We start from the raw sequence: 20,767 nt of genomic DNA, 5'->3' as shown, positions 1-20,767 counted from the left end.
GGACGGAGCCGGCACGGTCCGTCCGGCGGAGCGGCACGGCACCCCGGGTGGGGGTAGCATTGCCCATTGCTGACCGGGCGGTCACCCGTCTGTGCGGCGCTAGACCAGACCGGCCGTCGCACGGTCGGTGTCGTCCCGGCGAGCGGTGAGGAGGCCGGTGTCCCACGAGGTCGTCCCTCCGGTGGAGGGCACGGTGCACCCGACAGGTGACGCGGAGGGCTCGCTGACCGACCGCAACGGCGCCGCACCGGCGTCGGGCGGCGGGGCCGGCGTGGCGCCGCCGACAGGTGACCCGGCTCGTCCGGCCGTCGGTGCCGGTGACGGTGCCGGCGACTCCTCGGCTGCCAGTGGTTTCGCCCTGTCCCACACGCCCACCGGGCGGCGGGTCCGGGCCCGGCTGGCCCGGTTCAACGCCCCATGGCAGTCGTCGCAGGTCAGCGAGGTGCTGGAGCCGCTGATCGCGTCACACCGGGAGAATCACCCCAAGGCCGACGCGCGGCTGTTGCAGCGGGCCTTCGACACGGCGGCGCGCTGGCACTCCGGCCAGTACCGCAAGTCCGGAGACCCCTACATCACCCACCCGCTCGCGGTGGCGACCATCCTGGCGAACCTGGGCATGGACACCACCACCCTGGTCGCCGCGCTGCTGCACGACACCATCGAGGACACGGAATACTCCCTCGACCAGATGCGCACGGACTTCGGTGGTGAGGTCGCCCTGCTCGTCGACGGGGTCACCAAGCTCGACAAGGTCAAGCTCGGCGACGCGGCGAAGGCCGAGACGATCCGCAAGATGGTCGTCGCCATGGCGAAGGACCCGCGTGTTCTGGTGATCAAGTTGGCCGACCGGCTGCACAACATGCGGACGCTCACCTTCCTGCCGCGACCGAAGCAGGAGCAGAAGGCGAAGGAGACGCTGGAGATCCTCGCCCCGCTGGCCCACCGGCTCGGTATGAACACCATCAAGTGGGAGCTGGAGGATCTGGCGTTCGGGACGTTGTTCCCGAAGCGGTTCGAGGAGATCAACAGGCTGATCGGGGAGCACCAGCCGCAGCGGGAGGCGCTGCTGCGGCAGGTGACGCAGAAGGTGCAGACCGATCTGAAGGCCGCCAAGATCAAGGCGGAGACGACTGGTCGACCGAAGCATCTGTACTCCATCTACCAGAAGATGATCGTGCGGGGGCGCGACTTCAACGACATCTACGACCTGGTGGGTGTCCGGATCCTGGTCGACACGGTGCGGGACTGCTACGCGGCGCTCGGTGTGATCCACGCGAACTGGCAGCCGGTGCCGGGGCGGTTCAAGGACTACATCGCCATGCCCAAGTTCAACATGTACCAGTCGCTGCACACCACGGTGATCGGGCCGACCGGCAAGCCTGTGGAGATGCAGATCCGCACGTACGCGATGCACCGTACGGCGGAGTTCGGTATCGCGGCGCACTGGAAGTACAAGGAGCACAAGGGCACCCAGATCGTCGGCCCGCCCGCGCACATCGACGAGATGACCTGGCTGCGGCAGTTGCTGGACTGGCAGCGGGAGGCCGCCGACCCGAGCGAGTTCCTGGACGCGCTGCGCTTCGACCTGTCCAGCCAGGAGGTGTACGTCTTCACCCCGAAGGGTGACGTGATCCCGTTGCCGACGGGGTCGACGCCTGTGGACTTCGCGTACGCGGTGCACACCGAGGTGGGGCACAAGTGCATCGGGGCGCGGGTCAACGGCAAGCTGGTGCCGTTGGAGTCGACGCTGTCCAACGGCGACGTGATCGAGATCTTCACCTCGAAGTCCGACACCGCCGGCCCGACGCAGGACTGGCTGGGCTTCGTGAAGAGCCCCCGGGCGCGGACGAAGATCCGGCAGTACTTCAACAAGGAGCGTCGCGAGGAGGCGATCGAGGAGGGCAAGGACGCGATCGTCAAGGCGATGCGCAAGCAGGGCATGCCGTTGCAGCGGATGCTCACCTCCGACAACCTGATGGCCATCGCCCGGGACCTGCACCTGCCCGACGTGGCGTCGCTGTACGCGGCGGTCGGCGACAGTCAGGTCTCCGCCCAGTCGGTGGTGCAGAAGCTGATGGCCTCCTACGGCGGGGAGGAGGGCGCGGCCGAGGACATCGCCGAGACCGCCGTGGCCACCCGCCCGCCGCGCAGCCGCTCCTCCAGCCACGATCCGGGTGTTGTCGTACGCGGCGTCAGCGACGTCTGGATCAAGCTGGCCCGGTGCTGCACCCCCGTACCGCCGGATTCGGTGTTCGGGTTCGTGACCCGTTCCGGCGGGGTGAGCGTGCACCGCGACGACTGCGCCAACGCCGAGGACCTGCGCGCCCAGGGCGAGCGGGTGGTCGAGGTGAACTGGAAACTCACCTCCGCCTCGACGTTCCTGGTGGCGATCCAGGTGGAGGCGCTCGACCGGCACAAGCTGCTGGCGGACGTCACCCGGGTGCTCTCCGAAGAGCGGGTCAACATCCTCTCCGCCACCGTCACCACCACCCGCGACCGGGTTGCGGTGAGCCGGTTCAGCTTCGAGATGGCCGACCCCAAACACCTCGGCCACCTGCTCGCCGCCGTACGCAAGGTCGACGGCGTCTTTGACGCCTACCGCGTAACCTCCGGCGCCTAACCCCACCCCCCCCGCGCCCGCGCTGCCTCGCGCCCCCTGGCACCCGCGATCTTGCACTTTTCGTCTCCACATACCGGGACAAAAGCCTCATAGCGGCGACACAAAGTGCAAGATCGCGGGTGCGGAAAGCGAAGCGCCCGCCGGGAGTGCCGGCGGGCGCTTCGGAGGTTGGTTCGGGTCAGGCGTCGGTCATGGTGAGGTCGGTGATGACGACCTCCTTCTTCGGGTGACCGCCGCCGGCCTGCTGGGCGAACGCGCCGTCGTCACCGGCCGCCGCGACGTCGTTCACGATGTCCATGCCGCCGGTGATGGTGCCGAGGACTGTGTAGTTCGGGTCCAGCGGCGAGTCGCCGTACACGATGAAGAACTGGCTGCCGCTGCTGGACGGCTGGCCGGAGTTGGCCATCGCGATGACGCCTGCCGGGTACGGCGGCCGCTTGTCGGCCGGCAGGTTCTCCTCCGCCATGCGGTAGCTCGGGCCGCCGGTGCCGTCGGTGTCCCGCCAGCCCTCGCCGGTGGCGCTCGGGTCGCCGCACTGGAGCACCTTGATGCCCTCGGTCACCAACCGGTGGCACTTGGTGTTGTCGAAGAAGTTCTGCTCGGCCAGGTGGGTGAAGCTGCCCGCCGTGCACGGCACCGTGGACCTGTCGATCCGGGCGGTGATCGGCCCGAGGTTCGTGGTGATCGTCATGGTCTGGACACCGACCTTGCTCTGCTGGGTGTCCGGCAGCCCGACGTCCTTGACCTGCGGGGTGCGCTCGCCGTCGGGCAGCTCGACCCAGTCGCACTGCACGGAGTTCGCCTCCTGGGCCGTGTTGTCGGTGCCGCTGTCGTCGCCGAGCATGTTGCTGGCCAGCCAGGCCGTGCCGGCGACCACCAGCAGCAGGACCACTCCGGCTCCGACGACCGCCTGCGTCTGGCGGCGCTTACGGGCCCGAGCGGCCCGCTCGGCCATCTCCTTCTCGAGCCGGGCGCGGGCCGCCGCGCGCTGCCGCTCTCTGGTGGACGTCACGCCTCGATCCTCCTGGACTGTGTATGGATGCCGCTGCGGTGGGTGGGCCCCCGGTCGCCCGGTGGTCAGCCGGCGCTGGCGCTGGCCTCGGGCGCGCCGGACGCTTCCGGACTCGGGCTGCCCGTGGGGGGCGGATCGGCGGGTGCCGCCGGGTCCAGCACGGGCTCGCCGACGGTCAGGCTCTGAATGACCACGTCGTCGTTCTCCGGCTTGACCTTCTCCCCGGCGCCATTGTCCACCGTCGGCAGGGCACCGATCTTCTCGACGACGTCGAGGCCCTCGGTGACCCGGCCGATGATCGGGAACGCCGGCTCGGCGGTGGTGAAATCCTTGAAGAAGATCAGGAACTGGCTGCCGTTGGCCCCGGGCGGGTTCGAGATCATCGCGACAGTGCCCTTGGGGTACGTCGGTGGCTCGTCCGGGGACGGGCTCGGCTCCGGCGACGCCTCCGGCGCGTTCGGCACGTTCTCGCTGTAGAACGAGTAGGTCGGGCCGCCCAGACCGGTGCCGCTGGGGTCGCCGCAACGCACCGCGCCGTCGGCGGTGATCTCGTGACACTTGGTGTTGTCGTAGAACGACTGGCTGGCCAGGTGGGCGATGCTCGCCGCGGCGCACGGGGCGCTCGCGAGATCCAGCTCCACGGAGATCGGCGCGCCCTGGTTGGTGACTATCGACATCGGCCGGGTGCCGGTGACCGGCAGCCCGGTGGTCGGGGGCTCGCCGACGTCCTTGAGGTTGGCGTTGCCCTCGGTGTTCTGCGGGGTCCAGAGGCAGACCTCGTCGGCCGCGGTGTTCTCGGTCGGCTCACTGTCGAACGCACCGAGGGCCCACGCCGAGCCGGCGACGACAAGTACGAGGATCAGGGCGGTACCGACGCCGGCCTGGATCCGTCGGCGACGCCTGGCGGCGGCGGCCCGGCGGGCCAGTTGCCGGTCGAGCTTGGCCCGCGCCAGTTTGCGCTGCCGGTCCCTGCTGGAAGCCACCCGTGCTCCCCTTTCCTCTACCCTGGTCGTCACCCGGTGGTCGTCTACCTGTCGGGCGGCAGGTGCGCCACGCCACACGCCCGCCAGAGTGTACGGGTACCGGCTGGGAAAGTGGTGTACGAGGTCGGTGCCCATCTTCATCGGGATCCGTCAGTGGCCCCGCTCGTGGGTCCGGCGGGTCCGGCCGGCCGGACGGCGACGCCGGTAGGCTGCCGGAGAGGACGACTCGACGGAAAGGGGAACGGACGTGCTCGTGGCCGGCTTTCCCGCGGACGCCTTCGGCACCAACTGCTACGTGGTCGCCACCGGGCCGGGGGAACAGTGCGTGGTGGTCGACCCCGGCATCGGGGTGATCGACCAGCTCGACGCGCTGCTCGCCGAGCATCGTCTGCACCCGGCCGCGGTGCTGCTCACCCACGGCCACCTGGACCACACCTTCTCCGTGGCACCGGTCTGCGGGGCGCGCGGGATCACCGCGTACGTGCACCCCGACGACCGGGAGCTGCTGGCGGATCCGACGAAAGCCCTGTCGATGGACCTCACGCAGCTCTTCGGCGGGCGGCTGCCGTACGCCGAGCCCGAGGATGTGGCCGAGCTGGCCGACGGTACGACGCTCGCCCTCGCCGGGCTGGAGATCACCGTCGACCACGCGCCAGGCCATACCGGCGGGTCGGTGCTTTTCCGGCTGCCCGGCGCGGGCTCGCCCTGGGAGGCGGAGCAGGTCTGCCTCTCCGGTGACGTGCTCTTCGCCGGGTCGATCGGCCGCACCGACCTGCCGGGCGGCAGCATGCCGACGATGCTCGCCAGCCTGCGGGACAAGATCCTTCCGCTGGCCGACGACACTGTCGTCCTGCCCGGCCACGGCCCCGCGACCACGATCGGTCGCGAGCGCGCCACCAACCCGTACCTCGTCGAGGTGGCGGAGTTGGGCGGCGCGCGACCGGCGGCACCCACCCGCGGCCTGTAACGGCCGCGCACCGGAACCTCACCGCGCGGACCGCGCGGCATCGCCAGCAGACCCTGCCGCGCGGCGCGCGGCTGCCGAGGGAGTACGTCATGAGCAAGCCCACGCCCATCTCCGGCTTCCCGGAGTGGACGCCCGCCCAGCGGATGATCGAGCAGTACGTCCTGGACCGGATCCGGTCGACCTTTGAGGTGTACGGCTTCGCGCCGCTGGAGACCCGGGCGGTCGAGCCGTTGGACCAGCTGCTGCGCAAGGGGGAGACCTCCAAGGAGGTCTACGTGATCCGGCGGCTGCACGCCGACCCCGACGGCGCGGCCGGCGACGACGCGCTCGGCCTGCACTTCGACCTGACCGTGCCGTTCGCCAGGTACGTGCTGGAGAACGCCGGCAAGTTGGACTTCCCGTTCCGCCGCTACCAGATCCAGAAGGTGTGGCGGGGTGAGCGCCCCCAGGAGGGTCGCTACCGGGAGTTCCTCCAGGCCGACATCGACATCGTCGGCCGGGACACCCTCGCGACGCACCACGAGGCGGAGATGCCACTCGTCGTCGGCGACGCGTTGCGCTCGCTGCCGATCCCGCCGATCCGCATCCAGGTGAACAACCGCAAGATCTGCGAGGGCTTCTACCGGGGTATCGGGCTTACCGACCCGGAGGCGGCGCTGCGCGCCGTCGACAAGCTCGACAAGATCGGCCCGGCCGGTGTGACGGAGCTGCTGGCGACCACCGCCGGGGCGAGCGAGGCACAGGCCAAGGCGGTGCTGTCACTAGCCGAGATCTCCGCGCCGGACGCCTCCTTCGCGGACGCGGTGCGCGCGCTCGGGGTCAGTGATCCGTTGCTCGACGAGGGGGTCGAGGAGTTGGTCCGGGTGGTGGAGACCGCCGCCGCACACTCGCCGGGTCTCTGCGTGGCGGACCTGCGCATCGCCCGGGGTCTGGACTACTACACCGGCACCGTCTACGAGACGCAGCTTATCGGGTACGAGCGGTTCGGCTCGATCTGCTCCGGCGGCCGGTACGACAACCTGGCCAGCGCCGGCACCGCCCGCTTTCCCGGGGTGGGTATCTCTATCGGTGTGACCCGGTTGCTGGGGCTGCTCTTCGGCGCGGGTGCCCTGTCGGTGTCCCGGGAGGTGCCGACCTGCGTGCTGGTCGCGGTGACCAACGAGGACCTGCGGGCGGCCAGCGACTCCATCGCCGGGGCGCTGCGCTCCCGGGGCATCCCCACCGAGGTGTCGCCGAGCGCGGCCAAGTTCGGCAAGCAGATCCGGTACGCCGAGCGGCGCGGCATCCCGTACGTCTGGTTTCCCGGCGCCGACGGCGCCCCCGACGAGGTCAAGGACATCCGCTCCGGTGAGCAACGCACCGCCGCCCCCGGCGAGTGGACCCCACCCCGCCAAGACCTCAAACCCCTCGTGACCTGACCCCAGCCCTTCCCCGTCCTCGCGCCCCGCCTCCCTTGCCCCGCGATCTTGCACTTCTGGTCGCCGTTACGGGTGTTTTACCCTGCTTTGACGCGACAAGAAGTGCAAGATCGCGAGGGGTGAGGGGTGAGGGGAGGGGTGGGGTGAGGGCTACCAGGGGTAGCCGGCGGGGTAGGAGATGGTGGCTAGGGTCTGCTGGCCTGTGGTGTTGGGGTGGAAGTAGTCCCAGGTGGAGAGCTGGGCGAGGGTGAAGGGGTAGCCGAAGACGGCGTTGCCGTCGTATCGGCAGTTCGCGCCGTACGCGGCGCAGGCCGCCGCGAGCTGGCCGTTGAAGTCGATCACCCGCTGCCGGACCCGGTTGCGCCGGTCCACGTCGGCCTGGGCGGTGGAGGTCGGGTTGGCCAGGATGGACTGGCAGATGCCAAAGAGTGACCAGGCGGTACGGGCGCTGCCACTGCCCTTGCCGACCGTCCACAGCCGGTGCACGTCCGGGATGCTGATCACGAAGACCCTGGCGTTCGGCAGGCCGGTCTTCAGCCGGTTCAACGCGGAGTCGATGTTCGCCCGGAAGGTGGCCGGAGAGGTCATCGTCGACTCCGAGCTGGTGCAGGCGTCGTTCGCGCCGATCAGGATCGTCACGTAGTCGACGCCCTGACTGATCGCGGTGCCGGCCTGGCCGTACAGGTCTGCTGATTTCGCGCCGGTGCGGGCGGCGTTGTGGTTGCGTCCGTTGATCGCCGGCTCGACCCGACGGATGCGCAGGTAGTGGCTGTTGACTGTGGAGTCGCTGCCGGTGCTGAACGAGCGGCTGGTGCAGTCGACGTACCACCCGCAGGCGTTGAAGCCGCGGGTGATGGAGTCGCCGAGGCTCGCCATCGAGGTGGGCGGTGGGCCGGGGTCGGCAGTCGCGGGGCTGGCGACGAGCAGGACGAGGGCGGTGACGCCGGCGAGGGTGGCCAGCGTACGTCGGACGAGGGTCATGGTGGCCTCCGGTTCACGGGTGCCGGACAGCGGCGGTTACCGGAGCGTATAGATGACTTTCTGTGTCCACAATGTTGCGGAGAGGTTACCTGTGGCCGATGGGTGAATTCGGGCAAACAGGGGTCTTGCTTACGATCTTAAATATGTGAATACTTTCCATCGCTTGGCCATTTCCCCAGGTGGCCGAGTTGCCCCCGCTCCTGTCGGCATGACAGGGCCCCAAACCCCCAACCGGGAGGCTGTTACATGCGACCCACGAGGTCAATGCTGCGCCGCGTCGTCACCGTCGCCGCGGCCGGAACCCTGGTCGGCGGCCTGTTGGCCGGCGCGCCCGCCCAGGCGGCACCCGCATCCGTCTCGCCCGACGCCGCTGCCGCCCTCGCCGACCGCCTCGGTGACCGCGCCGCCGGTGCCTACGCCGACGCCACCGGCAAGATGGTCGTAGCCGTCACCGACGCCGTCGCCGCCCGCCAGGTGGCCGCTGCCGGCGCCACCCCCAAGGTGGTCAAGCGCGGTGCCAAGGAGCTGAACCGCGCCACCGCCGAGCTGGACCGCTCCGCCGCGATCCCCGGTACCGCCTGGTGGGTCGACCCGGCCACCAACCAGGTCGTCGTCTCGGTGGACAGCACTGTCACCGGCGCCAAGCTGGAGCGGGTCAAGGCCGCCGCCGCGCGGACCAACGGCGCGGTGCGCATCGAGGCCGAGGCCGGCGTGCTGAGCACCCGCATCTCCGGTGGCCAGGCCATCTACGCCCAGGGCGGCGGGCGCTGCTCGCTCGGCTTCAACGTCCGGGCCGGTAGCACCTACTACTTCATCACCGCCGGGCACTGCACCAACATCGCCGCGAACTGGTACAGCAACTCGGGCCAGACCTCGCTGCTCGGCTCCCGTACCGGCAGCGTCTTCCCGGGCAGCGACTACGGCATCGTCCGGTACAGCAACCAGAGCACCGTGCAGCCGGGCAACGTCTCCCTCTACAACGGCAGCTTCCGGGACATCACCGGCTCCGGCAACGCGTACGTCGGGCAGTCGGCGCAGCGCTCCGGCAGCACCACCGGCCTGCGCAGCGGCTCGGTGACCGCGCTCAACGCCACTGTCAACTACGCCGAGGGCCAGGTTCGCGGTCTGATCCGGACCAACATCTGCGCCCAGCCCGGTGACAGCGGCGGCTCGCTGTTCAGCGGCGGCACCGCGCTCGGCCTGACCTCGGGCGGTAGCGGCAACTGCTCCACCGGCGGCACCACCTTCTTCCAGCCGGTCGGGCCGGTGCTGAGCCGCTACGGCGTCAGCGTGTACTGATCCTTCCCGTACCAGGAGAACCTCCTCCGTCAGCGGGCCGCCGGGTTTCCTCCGGCGGCCCGCCGCGCTGTCCCGATTCAATTCCATAACGTACGGTCACCTGATGGTCGTACGATTCCTGGCGCAGCTACGCCCGCTGGTTGTCGTGGGCGGGCAGGTGTCGGCCTGGGTGCTGCTCATCGTGGACGCCCGTCGGGAATGGAACGCGTACTGGTTTGTCGGGCTGCTCCTGGTGCTCGGCGCGCTTGCCGCGATACCTGCGGCAGTTGTCGGTGAGCCGGAGTTCCGGGTGGTCGCCTCGGTCACCCACACCATCGGCGCCGGCATCGTCGCGTTGGCCCTGTACGACACGGCGGACAAGCGGGCGCTGTGGGCGTACGCCCTGGCCGCCCTCGGCGCGGTGGCCCTGCCAGCGAGTCGGACCGCGCTCGGGGCCTCGCCGGCGAGTCGGCCGGCGCTCGGCCGGGCCACCGTGCTCGGCGTGGCGGCGGCTCTGCTGCTCACCATCGGCGCGTCCGCTCCTGCCCTGGCCTGGAGTGGTGCGCAGCCTGAGGTGACGGTGTGCGTGCGGCCGGACGTGACGGTCGACGAGATGATGCGCGAGAGCCACCGCTTCGATCCCCAACACCTCATTGCCGGCTTCGGCTTCGACGATTCGCACACCCCGTGCCTGGAGGTGCTCTTCGATCCCGGTGCCACCGCTGGCGACGCCGACGACGTCGCCCGCCGCTACGCCGCGGACCCGAGGGTCACCGCCGTGAGCCGCACCCGCTGACGAACGCTCGGCCGGGCCGTTCCGCTACCGCAGGCGTTAACAAGGGGCCCTTCCGCACACCCGAGGAACGGGGGCGGGCAGAATGCGGGAGCACAGAGGTTGAGCAGACGAGGGAGACGTACGTCGTGATCCGTACCCATGACGCCGGCAGCCTGCGCGCGACGGACGCCGGCACCACGGTGACGCTCGCCGGGTGGGTGGCCCGCCGGCGCGACCACGGCGGTGTCATCTTCGTCGACCTGCGCGACGGCTCGGGCGTGGTGCAGGTGGTCTTCCGCGAGGAGGACGCGCACGCGCTGCGCAACGAGTACTGCGTCAAGGTCGTCGGCGAGGTCACCAGGCGACCCGAGGGCAACGAGAACCCGGAGCTGCCCACCGGTGAGATCGAGGTGACGGCGGCCGAGCTGAAGGTGCTCTCCGAGGCCGCGCCGCTGCCCCTGCCGGTGGACGACCAGGTGGTGGCCGGCGACGACGTCCGGCTCAAATACCGCTACCTCGACCTGCGGCGCGGTGGCCCGGCCCGGGCCATGCGACTGCGGTCGCGGGCCAACCAACTCGCCCGCACCGTGTTGCACGAGCGCGAGTTCCTGGAGATCGAGACGCCGACGCTGACCCGGTCCACGCCGGAGGGCGCCCGCGACTTCCTGGTCCCGGTGCGCCTGCAACCGGGCAGCTGGTACGCGCTGCCGCAGTCGCCGCAGCTGTTCAAGCAGCTGCTGATGGTCGGCGGCATGGAGCGCTACTACCAGATCGCCCGCTGCTACCGCGACGAGGACTTCCGGGCCGACCGGCAGCCGGAGTTCACCCAGCTCGACATCGAGATGTCCTTCGTCACCGAGGACGACGTGATCGACCTCGGTGAGGCGATCGTCGCCAAGCTCTGGTCGGAGCTGGCGGACCACGAGATTCCCCGATCCATCCCGCGCATCACCTGGCACGACGCCATGGCGCGGTACGGCTCGGACAAGCCCGACCTGCGGTACGGCGTCGAGCTGACCGAGCTGACCGACTACCTGCGCGGCACCCAGTTCCGGGTCTTCGCCGGGGCCATCGACGCGGGCGGCTACGTCGGCGCGGTGGTCATGCCGGGCGGGGCCAGCCAGAGCCGTAAGGAACTGGACGGCTGGCAGGACTGGGCCAAGGCCCGTGGCGCCAGGGGGCTGGCGTACGTGGTGCTGGACGCCGAAACCGGTGAGGCACGCGGGCCGGTGGCGAAGAACCTGTCTGCCGAGCACCTGGCCGGGTTGGCCGACGCGGTAGGCGCGAAGCCCGGCGACGCGATCTTCTTCGCCGCCAGCGGCGAGACCCGCGAGGCGCAGGAACTGCTCGGCGCCGCCCGGATCGAGATCGCGCGGCGGGCCGGCCTGATCGACGAGAGTGCCTGGGCGTTCTGCTGGGTGGTGGACGCGCCGATGTTCGAGAAGACGGACGACGGTGGCTGGACCGCCGTGCACCACCCGTTCACCTCGCCGAACTCCGAGTGGGTGGACAGGTTCGAGGAGGCGCCGGACCGGGCGCTCGCGTACGCGTACGACATCGTCTGCAACGGCAACGAGATCGGCGGCGGCTCGATCCGTATCCACCGCCGCGACGTGCAGCAGCGGGTGTTCGACCTGCTCGGCATCACCCCCGAGGAGGCGCAGGACAAGTTCGGCTTCCTGCTGGAGGCGTTCAGCTACGGCCCGCCGCCGCACGGCGGCATCGCGTTCGGCTGGGACCGGGTCTGCATGCTGCTCGCCGGCGCCGACTCGATCCGCGAGGTGATCGCCTTCCCGAAGACCCGGGGCGGCTTCGACCCGTTGACCGGTGCCCCCACCCCGATCACCGCCCAGCAGCGCACCGAAGCCGGCATCGACGCCAAACCCAAGCCCCAGCAGCCGCCGACTCACCAGGGCACGGCCGGCCCCGCCGCCCCCGTAGCCGACCCCACCTGACCCACCCCGCAGCGCCCCGCCCTGCCCACGTTGATCAAGAAGTTTGCGTCATGATCTGAGCGTTTCGGCGACGCAAACTTCTTGATCAACAGGTGGGGGAGCGGGCGGTGGCGGTGGTGCGGGTGTTGGTAGTGGGTGGGAGTGGGTTTTTGGGGCGGGAGGTTTGTCGGCGGGGGATTGCCGCCGGGTGGGGGGTGGTGGGGACGTGCCACTCCGGTGAGGTTGGGGTGCCGGGCGTCGAGGTGCGTCGGTTGGATGTGACCGATCGGGCCGCGGTGGTCGACCTGGTCGCGGAGGTGCGCCCGGACGCGGTGGTCGCCACGCCCTACCGGTACGGGGACTGGGCGGTCACCGCCGACGGGGCCGGGCACGTGGCGTACGCCGCCGCGCGGGTGGGTGCCCGGTTGGTGCACATCTCCAGCGACGCGCTGCACGCCGGGCGACCCGAGGCGTACGCCGACGACGACCCGCCCACGCCGATCTTCCCGTACGGGGCGGCGAAGGCGGCGGCGGAAACGGCGGTGCGGACCGTCGACCCGGGCGCCGTGCTGGTGCGTACCTCGCTGATCCTGGGCGAGGGGAGCAAGCAGATCCAGCTCTGCCGCGACGCGCTGGCCGGTCGGGCTGCTCTGTTCACCGATGAGCTGCGCTGCCCGATCGGCGTCGGCGACCTCGCCGCCGCCGTGCTGGAACTGGTGGGCGCCGAGGTCGCCGGCCCGCTCAACGTGGCGGGCCCGGACGCGGTCAGCCGGGCCGAGCTGGGCCTGCTGGTGGCCCGCCGGGAGGGCATCGACCCGGCCGGGCTGAAGACCACCACCGGCGCCGCTGCCGGCGTGGTGCGCCCCACCGAGGTACGCCTCGACTCCTCCCGCGCCGCCGGCCTGCTCCGCACCCGACTGCGCGGCGTCTCGGAGTTGCTCACCTTCTGATGAAGTCGTTCACAGCCGGTGCGGCTGCGCACACCACCTATGCACAACACTTGTGCATAGGTGGCGTGCACAACTACTGTGCATTCATGAAGGATGCGTCGACCACCGCCACACCGAGCGTCGGGCACGTCGACGCACGGCAGATCCGGGCACTGGCCCACCCGCTGCGTGTCCAGCTGCTCGGCGCCCTTCGCGTCGGCGGACCGGCGACCGCGACCGACCTGGCCGCCGAACTCGACACCAACACCGGCGCGACCAGCTACCACCTGCGCCAACTGGCCGAGGTCGGGTTGGTCGTCGAGGAGCCGGCGGAGGGCGTCGGCCGGCGGCGTTACTGGCGTGCCGCCCACGACATCAGCTCGTGGCAGCCCACCGACTTCGAGAACGACCCGCAGGCCCGGGCCGCGTCGGACTGGGTGCAGAGCCGGCACTTCCAGTTCGTGGCCGAGTTCGCCCAGCGCTGGGTCGGTGTGCAGCACGACCGGCCGCGCGAGTGGCGTCGGGCCGCCGACTTCAGCGACGCACTGCTCACCCTCTCGGCCGACCAGCTGCGTGCCCTCAACGACGAGTTGTCGGCGGTGGTCAAGCGGTACCGTGACGCACCGGCCGGGCCCGACGCCGAGCAGGTCATCCTCTTCGTCGCCGGCTTCCCCCTGGTGCGGGACGCCCAATGAGCACCCTGTCCATACGCCAGATCCGGCGTCGGTTCCTGGTCCTGCACGGTCTGCGCTGGCTACCGACCGGCCTGCTCATCCCGGTGGTGATCCTGCTGATGCAGGAGCGCGGCCTGACCCTGACCCAGATCGGTCTGGCCGCCGCCGCCCAGGGGGTGGTGGTGCTGGCCCTGGAGTTGCCGACCGGCGGGTTCGCCGACGCGCTGGGCCGCAAGCCGGTACTGGTGGTGGCCAGCTCGGTCAGCCTCGTCTCGATGGGCCTGCTGGTGCTGGCGGACTCGTTCGCGCTGCTGGCCGCCGTCTGGGCGTTGCAGGGCGTGTTCCGCGCCCTGGACAGCGGCCCCCTGGAGTCCTGGTACGTGGACAGCACCCTGGCCGTCGACCCGGATGCCGCGTACGAGAAGGGGCTCGGTCAGGGCGGTGCCGTGCTCGGCCTGAGCATCGCGGCCGGCGCCCTGCTCAGCGGCGGCCTGGTCGCTCTCGGCCCGCTGGGTCCGGTCAGCGCCCTGACCACGCCGGTGCTGGCCGCCGTCGTGCTCCAGGGGATCTCGTTGGTGGCGCTGCTGATCCTGCTCGTGGAACGGCGACCGGCGAGCGGGCCCGGTGCCGTGCGGGCCTCGGTCCGGGCGGCTCCGCGCATGGTCGGCGAGGCGTTCGGTCTGCTGCGTCGCTCCCGCGTGCTGCTGGCCCTGGTCGCGGTCGAGCTGTTCTGGGGCTTCGGAATGGTGACCTTCGAGAGCCTGCTGCCGATCCGGCTGGCCGAGGTGATCGGGGACGCCGACCGGGCCGCCGCCCTGCTCGGACCGGCGAGCACCGTGGCCTGGCTGGCCTCCGCGGCCGGCGCGGCACTCACCCCGCTGCTCATCCGCTGGCTCGGTGCCGCGCCCGGTGCCGCGCTGCTGCGGATCGTGCAGGGTGTCACGGTGGTCGGGATGGCGCTGCTCGCCGGCCCGGTCGGTGTGCTGATCGCCTTCGTCGTCTGTCACGCGGTGCACGGCGCGTCGAACCCGCTGCACATGGGACTGCTGCACCGGCAGGTCGACGGCCCGTACCGGACCAGCGTGATCTCGGTGAACTCGATGGTGGCCATGCCGGCCGGTGCGCTCGGCGGCGTGCTGCTCGGCTTCGTCGGTGACCGGGCCGGGGTGAGCACGGCGATGCTCGTCGGTGCGGTCGCACTGGCGGTCGCCGCGCCGCTGTACCTGCCCGCCTGGCGGGCAGGCCGGACCGCCAGCCAGCCGAAGCGGCCCGACGACCCGGCGCAACGGTCCGACGGCGGGCCGACCGAGGGTCAGGCGAAACGCACCGAGGTGAGCGGGAACGTGCCGGTGTAGCCGAGCCGCCGGTAGAGCCGTATCGCTGCCACGTTGCTCGGATAGACGCCCAGCGCCACCAGGTCGTAGCGGTCCAGCATGGTGCGCGTCATCCCGGCGGTGATCGCCGCCCCCAGACCGCGCCCCCGGTGCCGCGGCGCCACCGTCAACCCGGCGAGGAAACCGATCTCACCCCGGGTGCGGTCGGCGCCGCAGGCGACCAGCCGGTCACCGTCGCGGATGCCGTACCAGCCGCGTACCTGCGGATTGCCGGGGCGGGCGGTGCTGGTCGGGAACGCCTCGTCGATAAGCGCCGTCAGGGCCGGGTGGTCCGCCTCGGTCAGCCGGACCACCTGCTCCTCGCCCGGCTGTGCCGGCGGTGCACTTGTCGTCCAGAGAAAATCCCAGTCCTCGTACCCGGCCACGGCCGGCCCGATCGGGGTGGGGTCCGTGCGGGGCAGATGAACCCACCGCCCAGCACCGACTTCCCCCGCTGCGGCCACAGCACCGAGCAGGTCGATTGCCGTCTCCGAAGCGCCGATGACCCCACCGATCGGCCCCTGCTCGACCGGAAGCAGCCAGCACACGGTCCCGGCACGTCGCCATCCTCGCGCCGGTTCGTGACACGGCAGCGAATGCCGGACGAACGGATGGCGGCCCGCCGCGGCCAGCACAGCATCCCGTCCGTCGAGGATCTCGTCGGCGACGATCATGTCGCCAGCGTAGATCGTCGTGCCGGGCCGCCTGCCCCGAGCCGGCCGTGGCCCCGCTGCGGCGGCGGTGATGACCGTGATCCAGGGTGGAGATTGGCGAGTCGACCGATCGGGTACATCCCGCGCCGACCTACTGGAAACCCCCACCGGAGGAACGTCATGCTCGCCATCGCCGCGGCCGTCGTCTTCGGCTTCGCCCTGTTGCTGGACCTGCTGGACACCAAACTCGGCGCGCCCGACCTGTTCAACTGGAACACCCTGGTCCTGATCGGTCTGCTGCTGCTCTCGCTCTACCTGGCCGGGGTCGGCCGGGGGCCGGGCGGCGGCGGTGGTCGCTGGTACCGGGGCCGCCGCCCCGGACGCGGCTGACCGGAAACGATCACCCCGGGCTCGGCCGGCGGCGCGATTCCGGCGTTGTCGGCTGAGCCCGGTACTGTTCTCGTGATGGAGTCCGACGCCCTCTTCACCCTCGGTGAACCCGCCGCAGCACCCGGTGCGCCTGCGGGTTCCGCTGGTGTCGGCGGCTTCACCCCGGCCGGGCCGGACGCGCCGCTGCCGGTCCGGATGCGCCCGGCCGATCTGGACGAGCTGGTCGGTCAGGAACACCTGCTCACCCCGGGCGCGCCGCTGCGGCAGCTGGTCGCCGGCAGCGCGCCGATGTCGGTGATTCTCTGGGGGCCGCCGGGCAGCGGCAAGACCACGATCGCCCACCTGGTCGCCGCCGCGACCGACCGCCGTTTCGTCGCCATGTCGGCGTTGACCGCCGGGGTGAAGGACGTCCGTGCCGTGATCGACACCGCCCGGCGACAGCGACGCTCGGGCGGCCCGCCGACGGTGCTCTTCATCGACGAGGTGCACAGGTTCAGCAAGACCCAGCAGGACTCGCTGCTCGCCGCGGTGGAGGACCGGACGGTCACCCTGCTGGCGGCCACCACCGAGAACCCGTACTTCTCGGTCATCTCCCCACTGCTCTCCCGGTGCGTGCTGCTCACCCTCCGGCCCCTCGACGACGAGGCGGTACGCGGGCTGCTGCGCCGTGCGCTTGTCGACGAGCGTGGGCTGGCCGGGGCGCTCACTCTCGCGCCCGAGGCCGAGGAACACCTGGTCCGGTTGGCCGGCGGTGACGTCCGCAAGGCGCTCACGGCGCTGGAGGCGGCGGCCGGCTCGACGACCGCCCTCGGTAACGACCTCATCGACCTGGCCACCGCCGAACGGGCGGTGGACACCGCGGCCGTCCGATACGACCGGGCCGGCGACGCCCACTACGACGTGACGAGTGCCTTCATCAAGAGCATGCGCGGGTCCGACGTGGACGCGGCGCTGCACTGGCTGGCCCGGATGCTTGTCGCCGGGGAGGACGCCAGGTTCATCGCACGGCGGCTTGTCATCTTCGCCAGCGAGGACGTCGGCATGGCCGACCCGGGTGCGCTCGGTGTGGCGACCGCCGCGGCGCACGCGGTGGAGTACGTCGGCCTGCCCGAGGCGCAGCTCAACCTCGCCCAGGCCGTGATCCACCTGGCCACCGCGCCCAAGTCCAACTCGGCGACCACCGCCATCGGGGCGGCGATCGCCGACGTGCGGGCCGGTCGGGGTGGGCCGGTGCCCCGGGGTCTGCGCGACGCCCACTACTCAGGTGCCCGGGGTCTCGGCCACGGCATCGGCTACCGCTATCCGCACGACGACACGCGGGGCGTGGTCGCCCAGCAGTACGTGCCCGACGACCTGGTCGGCACCGACTACTACCGGCCTAGCCAGCACGGCGCGGAGCGATCGGTGGCCGGCCGGCTGCCGCTACTGCGCCGGATCGTCCGCGGGCTGTCCACAGCCGCCCGCCCGGGCGAGCCGGCGAAGAACGGTCGCCTGGACACCCAGATGTCGTCCGGGGGGGACGACGGCGACCGGCGTACGGCCACGGACGCCCAGGTGGCTGAAGAGGTCGGCGCGAGCGCCGACGGGAGGGGTCAACAGTGAATTCGTCGGACCGACCGGACGAGGGCCCGGAGGCGCGGCGCGGCAAGGGCCGCCGCTGGGGTCGGGGCAAATCCGAGCCCGTCCCGGAGGAACCGGGTGGCGGCGAGGACTTCGGCTGGATCGACGACCTGCGTTCGGCCAAGCAGCAGCGCGCTGAGCTGGGCCCCGACGGCGTCGCTGGCGAGCCGCCCGCCGCACCGCCGCCCGCCCGTGGCCCGGCCGAACCGCCACGAGCGCGGCCGGTCGACGGTCCCTGGCCGGGCGCCCCGGCTGCCCGGCCGCCCGCCGGCCCGCCGCCCATGGGGCGGGAACGGCCGCCGGCGCCTCCGCCGTTCGCCCCGCCACCGCCGGCCGCCGCCCGGCCCGAGCCCGGTGCGCCGAACACCCCTCCGGCCGGTTGGCCACGACAGCCCGGTGCCCCCGGGCCGACCTCCCGGCCACCACACCCCGGCGAGCCGGTGCCGAGTGGCCCGGGCGGTGCCCTGCCGACTCCGGACGGCGGCCCGGTGCCCGGCGCACCGAACGGTCCGGGCCGGCCACCCGGACCGGCGCCGGGCGCGCCCACCGGTCCCGTGGCGGGCCCACCCGGGCCGCGTCGACTGCCCGGCGCCCGGCCGAACGCCGCCCCCGCCGGCCCCCGCCGGCTGCCCTCGGAGACCGGACCCAGCCACGCCCCCGCACCGGCGGAGCCGGTCACCGGCCCGCTCCCGTCGGACCGCACCGATCCCGGTCGCGTTCCCGATGCCCGAGCCGCGCGTTTCGCCGCGCCCGGCCGACCCCGTGGGCTCGACGCTCCGATCACCACACCGCCACCCGGTGTGCCGGACCCGACGCCACCGCGAGGCGCCCGACGTGTCGCACCGGACCCGGCCGGACCGCAGGGTCCCGAGCGACCCGGCCCGGCCACCGGCGCGGGGTCGCCGGCCATGACGCCCGCCGCAGGTCGGCCGGTCGGCGCTCCGGCCGGCGGTGGCCTGCGGGCCGGCCGGCGGCGAGCCGCCGAGCCACCGGAGCAGCCGCCGGTGGTGCCGCAGTCCGGCAACGCGCCACCGATTCCCGGCGTGCCCTCCGGCCCTCCGGCCGGTGGACCCGCAGCCGGGCACGGCAAGCCCGGCGGCCCGGCCGTCACCGACCGGGACCGCCGGACCGCACCCGGCGCGGACGGGCCGGCCGACCCGGCGTCGGGTCGTCGGGCGGCACCTGAGCCGCCGGAGCCACCCTTCGGTCGTCGGCCTCAGGACGGGCCGGTCGAGCCACCGCGGGGACGCCGCGCGGCCGAGGCGGACGACACACCGGCCCGGGGCCGGCGCACGGCGGACGAGGAGCCGCCCGGCCGGCACGCGGTGGCCGGTACCGAGCCGCCTCCCGCCGGTCCGTCCGGCGACGGCCGGGCCGCACGGCCGCAGCGACCGGCCGACTGGCTCCGGCAGGCCGGACGGCCGCACCACACCGACCCGGCGTTGCCCACGATCAGCAAGCGACCCGCGACACCGGCGGGCGCACCGCCCGGTCGCGTGGTCGGTACCCCCTCCGGTGGCACGCCGACGGTGGGCGACCGTCGTGGCGGGGACTCCGGCAGCCCGCCCGGGCGACCGCCGGCGGGCAACGCACCGACCGACGGACGCGGTGCCGAGCCGGTACCGGAACGTCCGGGCACCGGCCCCGCCCGCCGCCCCGACGGGCCACCCGCCGGGCGTGGCCGACCCACTCCGATGAGCGGCCCCACCCCGGGTCCGGATGGACCCGAGCCGGCCGGTCGAGCCGCTGCCCTGCCCCGGATCGGTGCCACCGGCCCGACCACCCGACCCGACGGTGCGCCTGCGGGCCCGCCGCGTGGCGCGGCGCGTCCCGACGGTGCGCCTGCCCTGCCGCCGCGTGGCGCGGCGCGGCCGGAGGGTCCGCCCGTGGGCCCGCCGCGCGGTGCGGCGCGTCCCGACGGCGCGCCTGTGCTGCCGCCGCGTGGTGCGGCGCGGCCGGACGGTGCGCCCGTGGGCCCGCCGCGTGCTGCGGTGCGGCCGGACGGTGCGCCTGCGGTGCCCCCGCGCGGTGCGGCGCGGCCGGACGGTGCGCCTGCGGTGCCGCCGCGTGGTGCGGTGCGGCCGGACGGTGCGGCAGGTCGCCCGGGTGGGCCGCCGCCGGGTCCGGCCCGTGGCGCGGTCCGGCCCGACGCTGGTCCACACCGGCCCGAGGCCGGCCCACCCGGCGCTGCCGACCCCGGTCGGGCCGCCGGCATCGGACCAGCGGGTTCGCCGGTCACGGCCCGGGCCGGTGCCCCGGTGCGTCCGGAGGACAGGATGACCGGCCGGGCGGCTCCGCCGCCTCGGCACCCGGCACGTCCCGAACCCTCAGGGGTGCCGCCGGTACCGCCGACGCGAGCCGGCGAGGCTCCGGCTGTGGCTCGCGCCGCGGCTGCCGTGGCGCCTGTCGACCCGGCCGGGCCGCGCCCCGGGGTGGAACCGACGTCCCGACGTCCCGACCTGCCGGATTCCGCCGAGGTTGACCGGCCCGAGAACGACCTGACCGACGACGGTGGCGAGCCGCGTCGGCAGGCGCCGGGCTCGGCGCGCCTGCGCACGGCCGTTCTGGTGCTGGCCAGCGTGCTCCTGCTCGGTGTCCTTCCGGCGTTCTTCGGCGTGCAGAGCATGAACCGGGACCCGGTCTTCGCCTCGCTTGACGAACTGGAGGTGCCGTCCTGGGCCGCTGTCCAACCGGTCGACGACGTCAGCGGCAGCCAGTGGTGCCTGCTCGACTGCCGGTTGCGGGAACGCACTGTCACCTCCGACCGCTCGCCGGACGAGACCGCCCAGGCGTACGAGGCCGCGCTGAGCGGTGACGGTTGGCAGCGGTGGACGCCCAACTACTGCCCGGAGCAGGAGGAGAAGGGCAGCTACACCTGCTGGCGGCGGGACGAGCTGACCCTCGACCTCTGGGTACGGGAGCGGACCTGCGTGCCGCCACCCGTGGACGGCGAACCCGCTGTGGTGCCCGCCCCCGATCCGGCCACCACGGCGCAGGAGTGCCCCGGATCGTTGGTGTCGGTGAAGGTCCGCAACGCGATCGACGACGAGCGGACGCGGCCACAGCCGAGCACCGATCCGTCACTCACCGGTGAGGATCCCTTCCCGACACTTACCGATGACCCGTTGGGCGACCTGACGCCGTCGCCACCGTCCTGAGC

16 protein-coding genes are annotated in these 20,767 nt (G+C 72.5%); 12 read left to right on the top strand and 4 right to left on the bottom strand.

Annotation, left to right across the window (positions count from 1 at the left end):
• The first annotated feature begins 181 nt into the window (after positions 1-181).
• Positions 182-2,620, top strand: a complete 2,439-nt coding sequence (locus tag Van01_RS17280; protein ID WP_204008333.1) for a RelA/SpoT family protein — start codon at positions 182-184, stop codon at positions 2,618-2,620.
• A gap of 178 nt (positions 2,621-2,798) precedes the next feature.
• Here the strand turns inward: Van01_RS17280 and Van01_RS17275 are convergent, their stop codons facing one another.
• Together Van01_RS17275 and Van01_RS17270 are read right to left on the bottom strand one after the other, a co-directional pair.
• Entirely contained in the window at positions 2,799-3,632 is an 834-nt protein-coding gene (locus Van01_RS17275; protein WP_204008221.1) for a peptidylprolyl isomerase, read from the bottom strand.
• A gap of 65 nt (positions 3,633-3,697) precedes the next feature.
• Positions 3,698-4,615: a peptidylprolyl isomerase gene (locus Van01_RS17270; RefSeq protein WP_204008219.1), complete on the bottom strand. Its 918-nt coding sequence runs from the start codon at positions 4,613-4,615 to the stop codon at positions 3,698-3,700.
• A gap of 247 nt (positions 4,616-4,862) precedes the next feature.
• Here Van01_RS17270 and Van01_RS17265 point away from each other — a divergent pair, with 247 nt between their 5' ends.
• Together Van01_RS17265 and hisS are read left to right on the top strand one after the other, a co-directional pair.
• A complete protein-coding gene (locus tag Van01_RS17265; RefSeq protein ID WP_099846523.1) occupies positions 4,863-5,582 on the top strand; it encodes an MBL fold metallo-hydrolase in 720 nt (239 codons plus the stop codon).
• Between the two features lie 89 nt (positions 5,583-5,671).
• Positions 5,672-7,000 carry a histidine--tRNA ligase gene (gene hisS / locus Van01_RS17260; protein WP_204008217.1) on the top strand — a complete coding sequence of 443 codons (1,329 nt, stop codon included), beginning with the start codon at positions 5,672-5,674 and terminating at the stop codon, positions 6,998-7,000.
• Positions 7,001-7,150: 150 nt separating this feature from the next.
• Here the strand turns inward: hisS and Van01_RS17255 are convergent, their stop codons facing one another.
• Positions 7,151-7,981: an SGNH/GDSL hydrolase family protein gene (locus tag Van01_RS17255; RefSeq protein WP_204008215.1), complete on the bottom strand. Its 831-nt coding sequence runs from the start codon at positions 7,979-7,981 to the stop codon at positions 7,151-7,153.
• A gap of 246 nt (positions 7,982-8,227) precedes the next feature.
• Here Van01_RS17255 and Van01_RS17250 point away from each other — a divergent pair, with 246 nt between their 5' ends.
• The 6 genes from Van01_RS17250 (at position 8,228) to Van01_RS17225 (ending at position 14,926) form a co-directional block, all read left to right on the top strand.
• On the top strand, positions 8,228-9,280 hold the full coding sequence (locus Van01_RS17250; protein WP_204008213.1) for a S1 family peptidase: 1,053 nt from the start codon (positions 8,228-8,230) through the stop codon (positions 9,278-9,280).
• 103 nt (positions 9,281-9,383) lie between these two features.
• Positions 9,384-10,055 (top strand): hypothetical protein, encoded by a 672-nt coding sequence (locus Van01_RS17245; protein WP_204008211.1) that lies wholly within the window; start codon positions 9,384-9,386, stop codon positions 10,053-10,055.
• A 125-nt stretch (positions 10,056-10,180) separates the two neighbouring features.
• Positions 10,181-11,989, top strand: a complete 1,809-nt coding sequence (gene aspS / locus Van01_RS17240; protein WP_204008209.1) for an aspartate--tRNA ligase — start codon at positions 10,181-10,183, stop codon at positions 11,987-11,989.
• Between the two features lie 116 nt (positions 11,990-12,105).
• The gene (locus Van01_RS17235; protein WP_204008331.1) at positions 12,106-12,918 is read left to right on the top strand and encodes an SDR family oxidoreductase; all 813 of its coding nucleotides are present in this window, start codon (positions 12,106-12,108) and stop codon (positions 12,916-12,918) included.
• An 86-nt stretch (positions 12,919-13,004) separates the two neighbouring features.
• On the top strand, positions 13,005-13,592 hold the full coding sequence (locus Van01_RS17230; RefSeq protein WP_204008207.1) for an ArsR/SmtB family transcription factor: 588 nt from the start codon (positions 13,005-13,007) through the stop codon (positions 13,590-13,592).
• Positions 13,589-14,926 (top strand): MFS transporter, encoded by a 1,338-nt coding sequence (locus Van01_RS17225; RefSeq protein ID WP_204008205.1) that lies wholly within the window; start codon positions 13,589-13,591, stop codon positions 14,924-14,926. Before Van01_RS17230 ends, Van01_RS17225 begins: the two co-directional genes overlap by 4 nt.
• On the opposite strand, the gene Van01_RS17220 is transcribed toward Van01_RS17225, so the two are convergent.
• Positions 14,884-15,618: a GNAT family N-acetyltransferase gene (locus Van01_RS17220; protein WP_204008202.1), complete on the bottom strand. Its 735-nt coding sequence runs from the start codon at positions 15,616-15,618 to the stop codon at positions 14,884-14,886. The genes Van01_RS17225 and Van01_RS17220 overlap by 43 nt on opposite strands.
• Before the next feature lie 159 nt (positions 15,619-15,777).
• Between Van01_RS17220 and Van01_RS17215 the strand changes: the two genes are divergently transcribed.
• The 3 genes from Van01_RS17215 (at position 15,778) to Van01_RS17205 (ending at position 20,765) form a co-directional block, all read left to right on the top strand.
• Positions 15,778-15,987 carry a hypothetical protein gene (locus Van01_RS17215; protein ID WP_093404409.1) on the top strand — a complete coding sequence of 70 codons (210 nt, stop codon included), beginning with the start codon at positions 15,778-15,780 and terminating at the stop codon, positions 15,985-15,987.
• A 75-nt stretch (positions 15,988-16,062) separates the two neighbouring features.
• Positions 16,063-17,589: a replication-associated recombination protein A gene (locus Van01_RS17210; RefSeq protein WP_204008200.1), complete on the top strand. Its 1,527-nt coding sequence runs from the start codon at positions 16,063-16,065 to the stop codon at positions 17,587-17,589.
• Between the two features lie 2,516 nt (positions 17,590-20,105).
• A complete protein-coding gene (locus Van01_RS17205) occupies positions 20,106-20,765 on the top strand; it encodes a hypothetical protein (RefSeq protein ID WP_204008323.1) in 660 nt (219 codons plus the stop codon).
• Positions 20,766-20,767: the final 2 nt, after the last annotated feature.

Source organism: Micromonospora andamanensis, assembly GCF_016863495.1.
Lineage (GTDB): Bacteria > Actinomycetota > Actinomycetes > Mycobacteriales > Micromonosporaceae > Micromonospora > Micromonospora andamanensis.
This window is presented reverse-complemented; position numbering and strand designations above follow the sequence as displayed.

Coding starts and splice junctions, on each gene's coding strand:
- hisS (WP_204008217.1), top strand. CDS start 5,672: ATGAGCAAGCCCACGCCCATCTCCGGCTTCCCGGAGTGGACGCCCGCC.
- Van01_RS17255 (WP_204008215.1), bottom strand. CDS start 7,981: ATGACCCTCGTCCGACGTACGCTGGCCACCCTCGCCGGCGTCACCGCC.
- Van01_RS17250 (WP_204008213.1), top strand. CDS start 8,228: ATGCGACCCACGAGGTCAATGCTGCGCCGCGTCGTCACCGTCGCCGCG.
- Van01_RS17245 (WP_204008211.1), top strand. CDS start 9,384: ATGGTCGTACGATTCCTGGCGCAGCTACGCCCGCTGGTTGTCGTGGGC.
- Van01_RS17230 (WP_204008207.1), top strand. CDS start 13,005: ATGAAGGATGCGTCGACCACCGCCACACCGAGCGTCGGGCACGTCGAC.
- Van01_RS17225 (WP_204008205.1), top strand. CDS start 13,589: ATGAGCACCCTGTCCATACGCCAGATCCGGCGTCGGTTCCTGGTCCTG.
- Van01_RS17220 (WP_204008202.1), bottom strand. CDS start 15,618: ATGATCGTCGCCGACGAGATCCTCGACGGACGGGATGCTGTGCTGGCC.
- Van01_RS17215 (WP_093404409.1), top strand. CDS start 15,778: ATGCTCGCCATCGCCGCGGCCGTCGTCTTCGGCTTCGCCCTGTTGCTG.
- Van01_RS17210 (WP_204008200.1), top strand. CDS start 16,063: ATGGAGTCCGACGCCCTCTTCACCCTCGGTGAACCCGCCGCAGCACCC.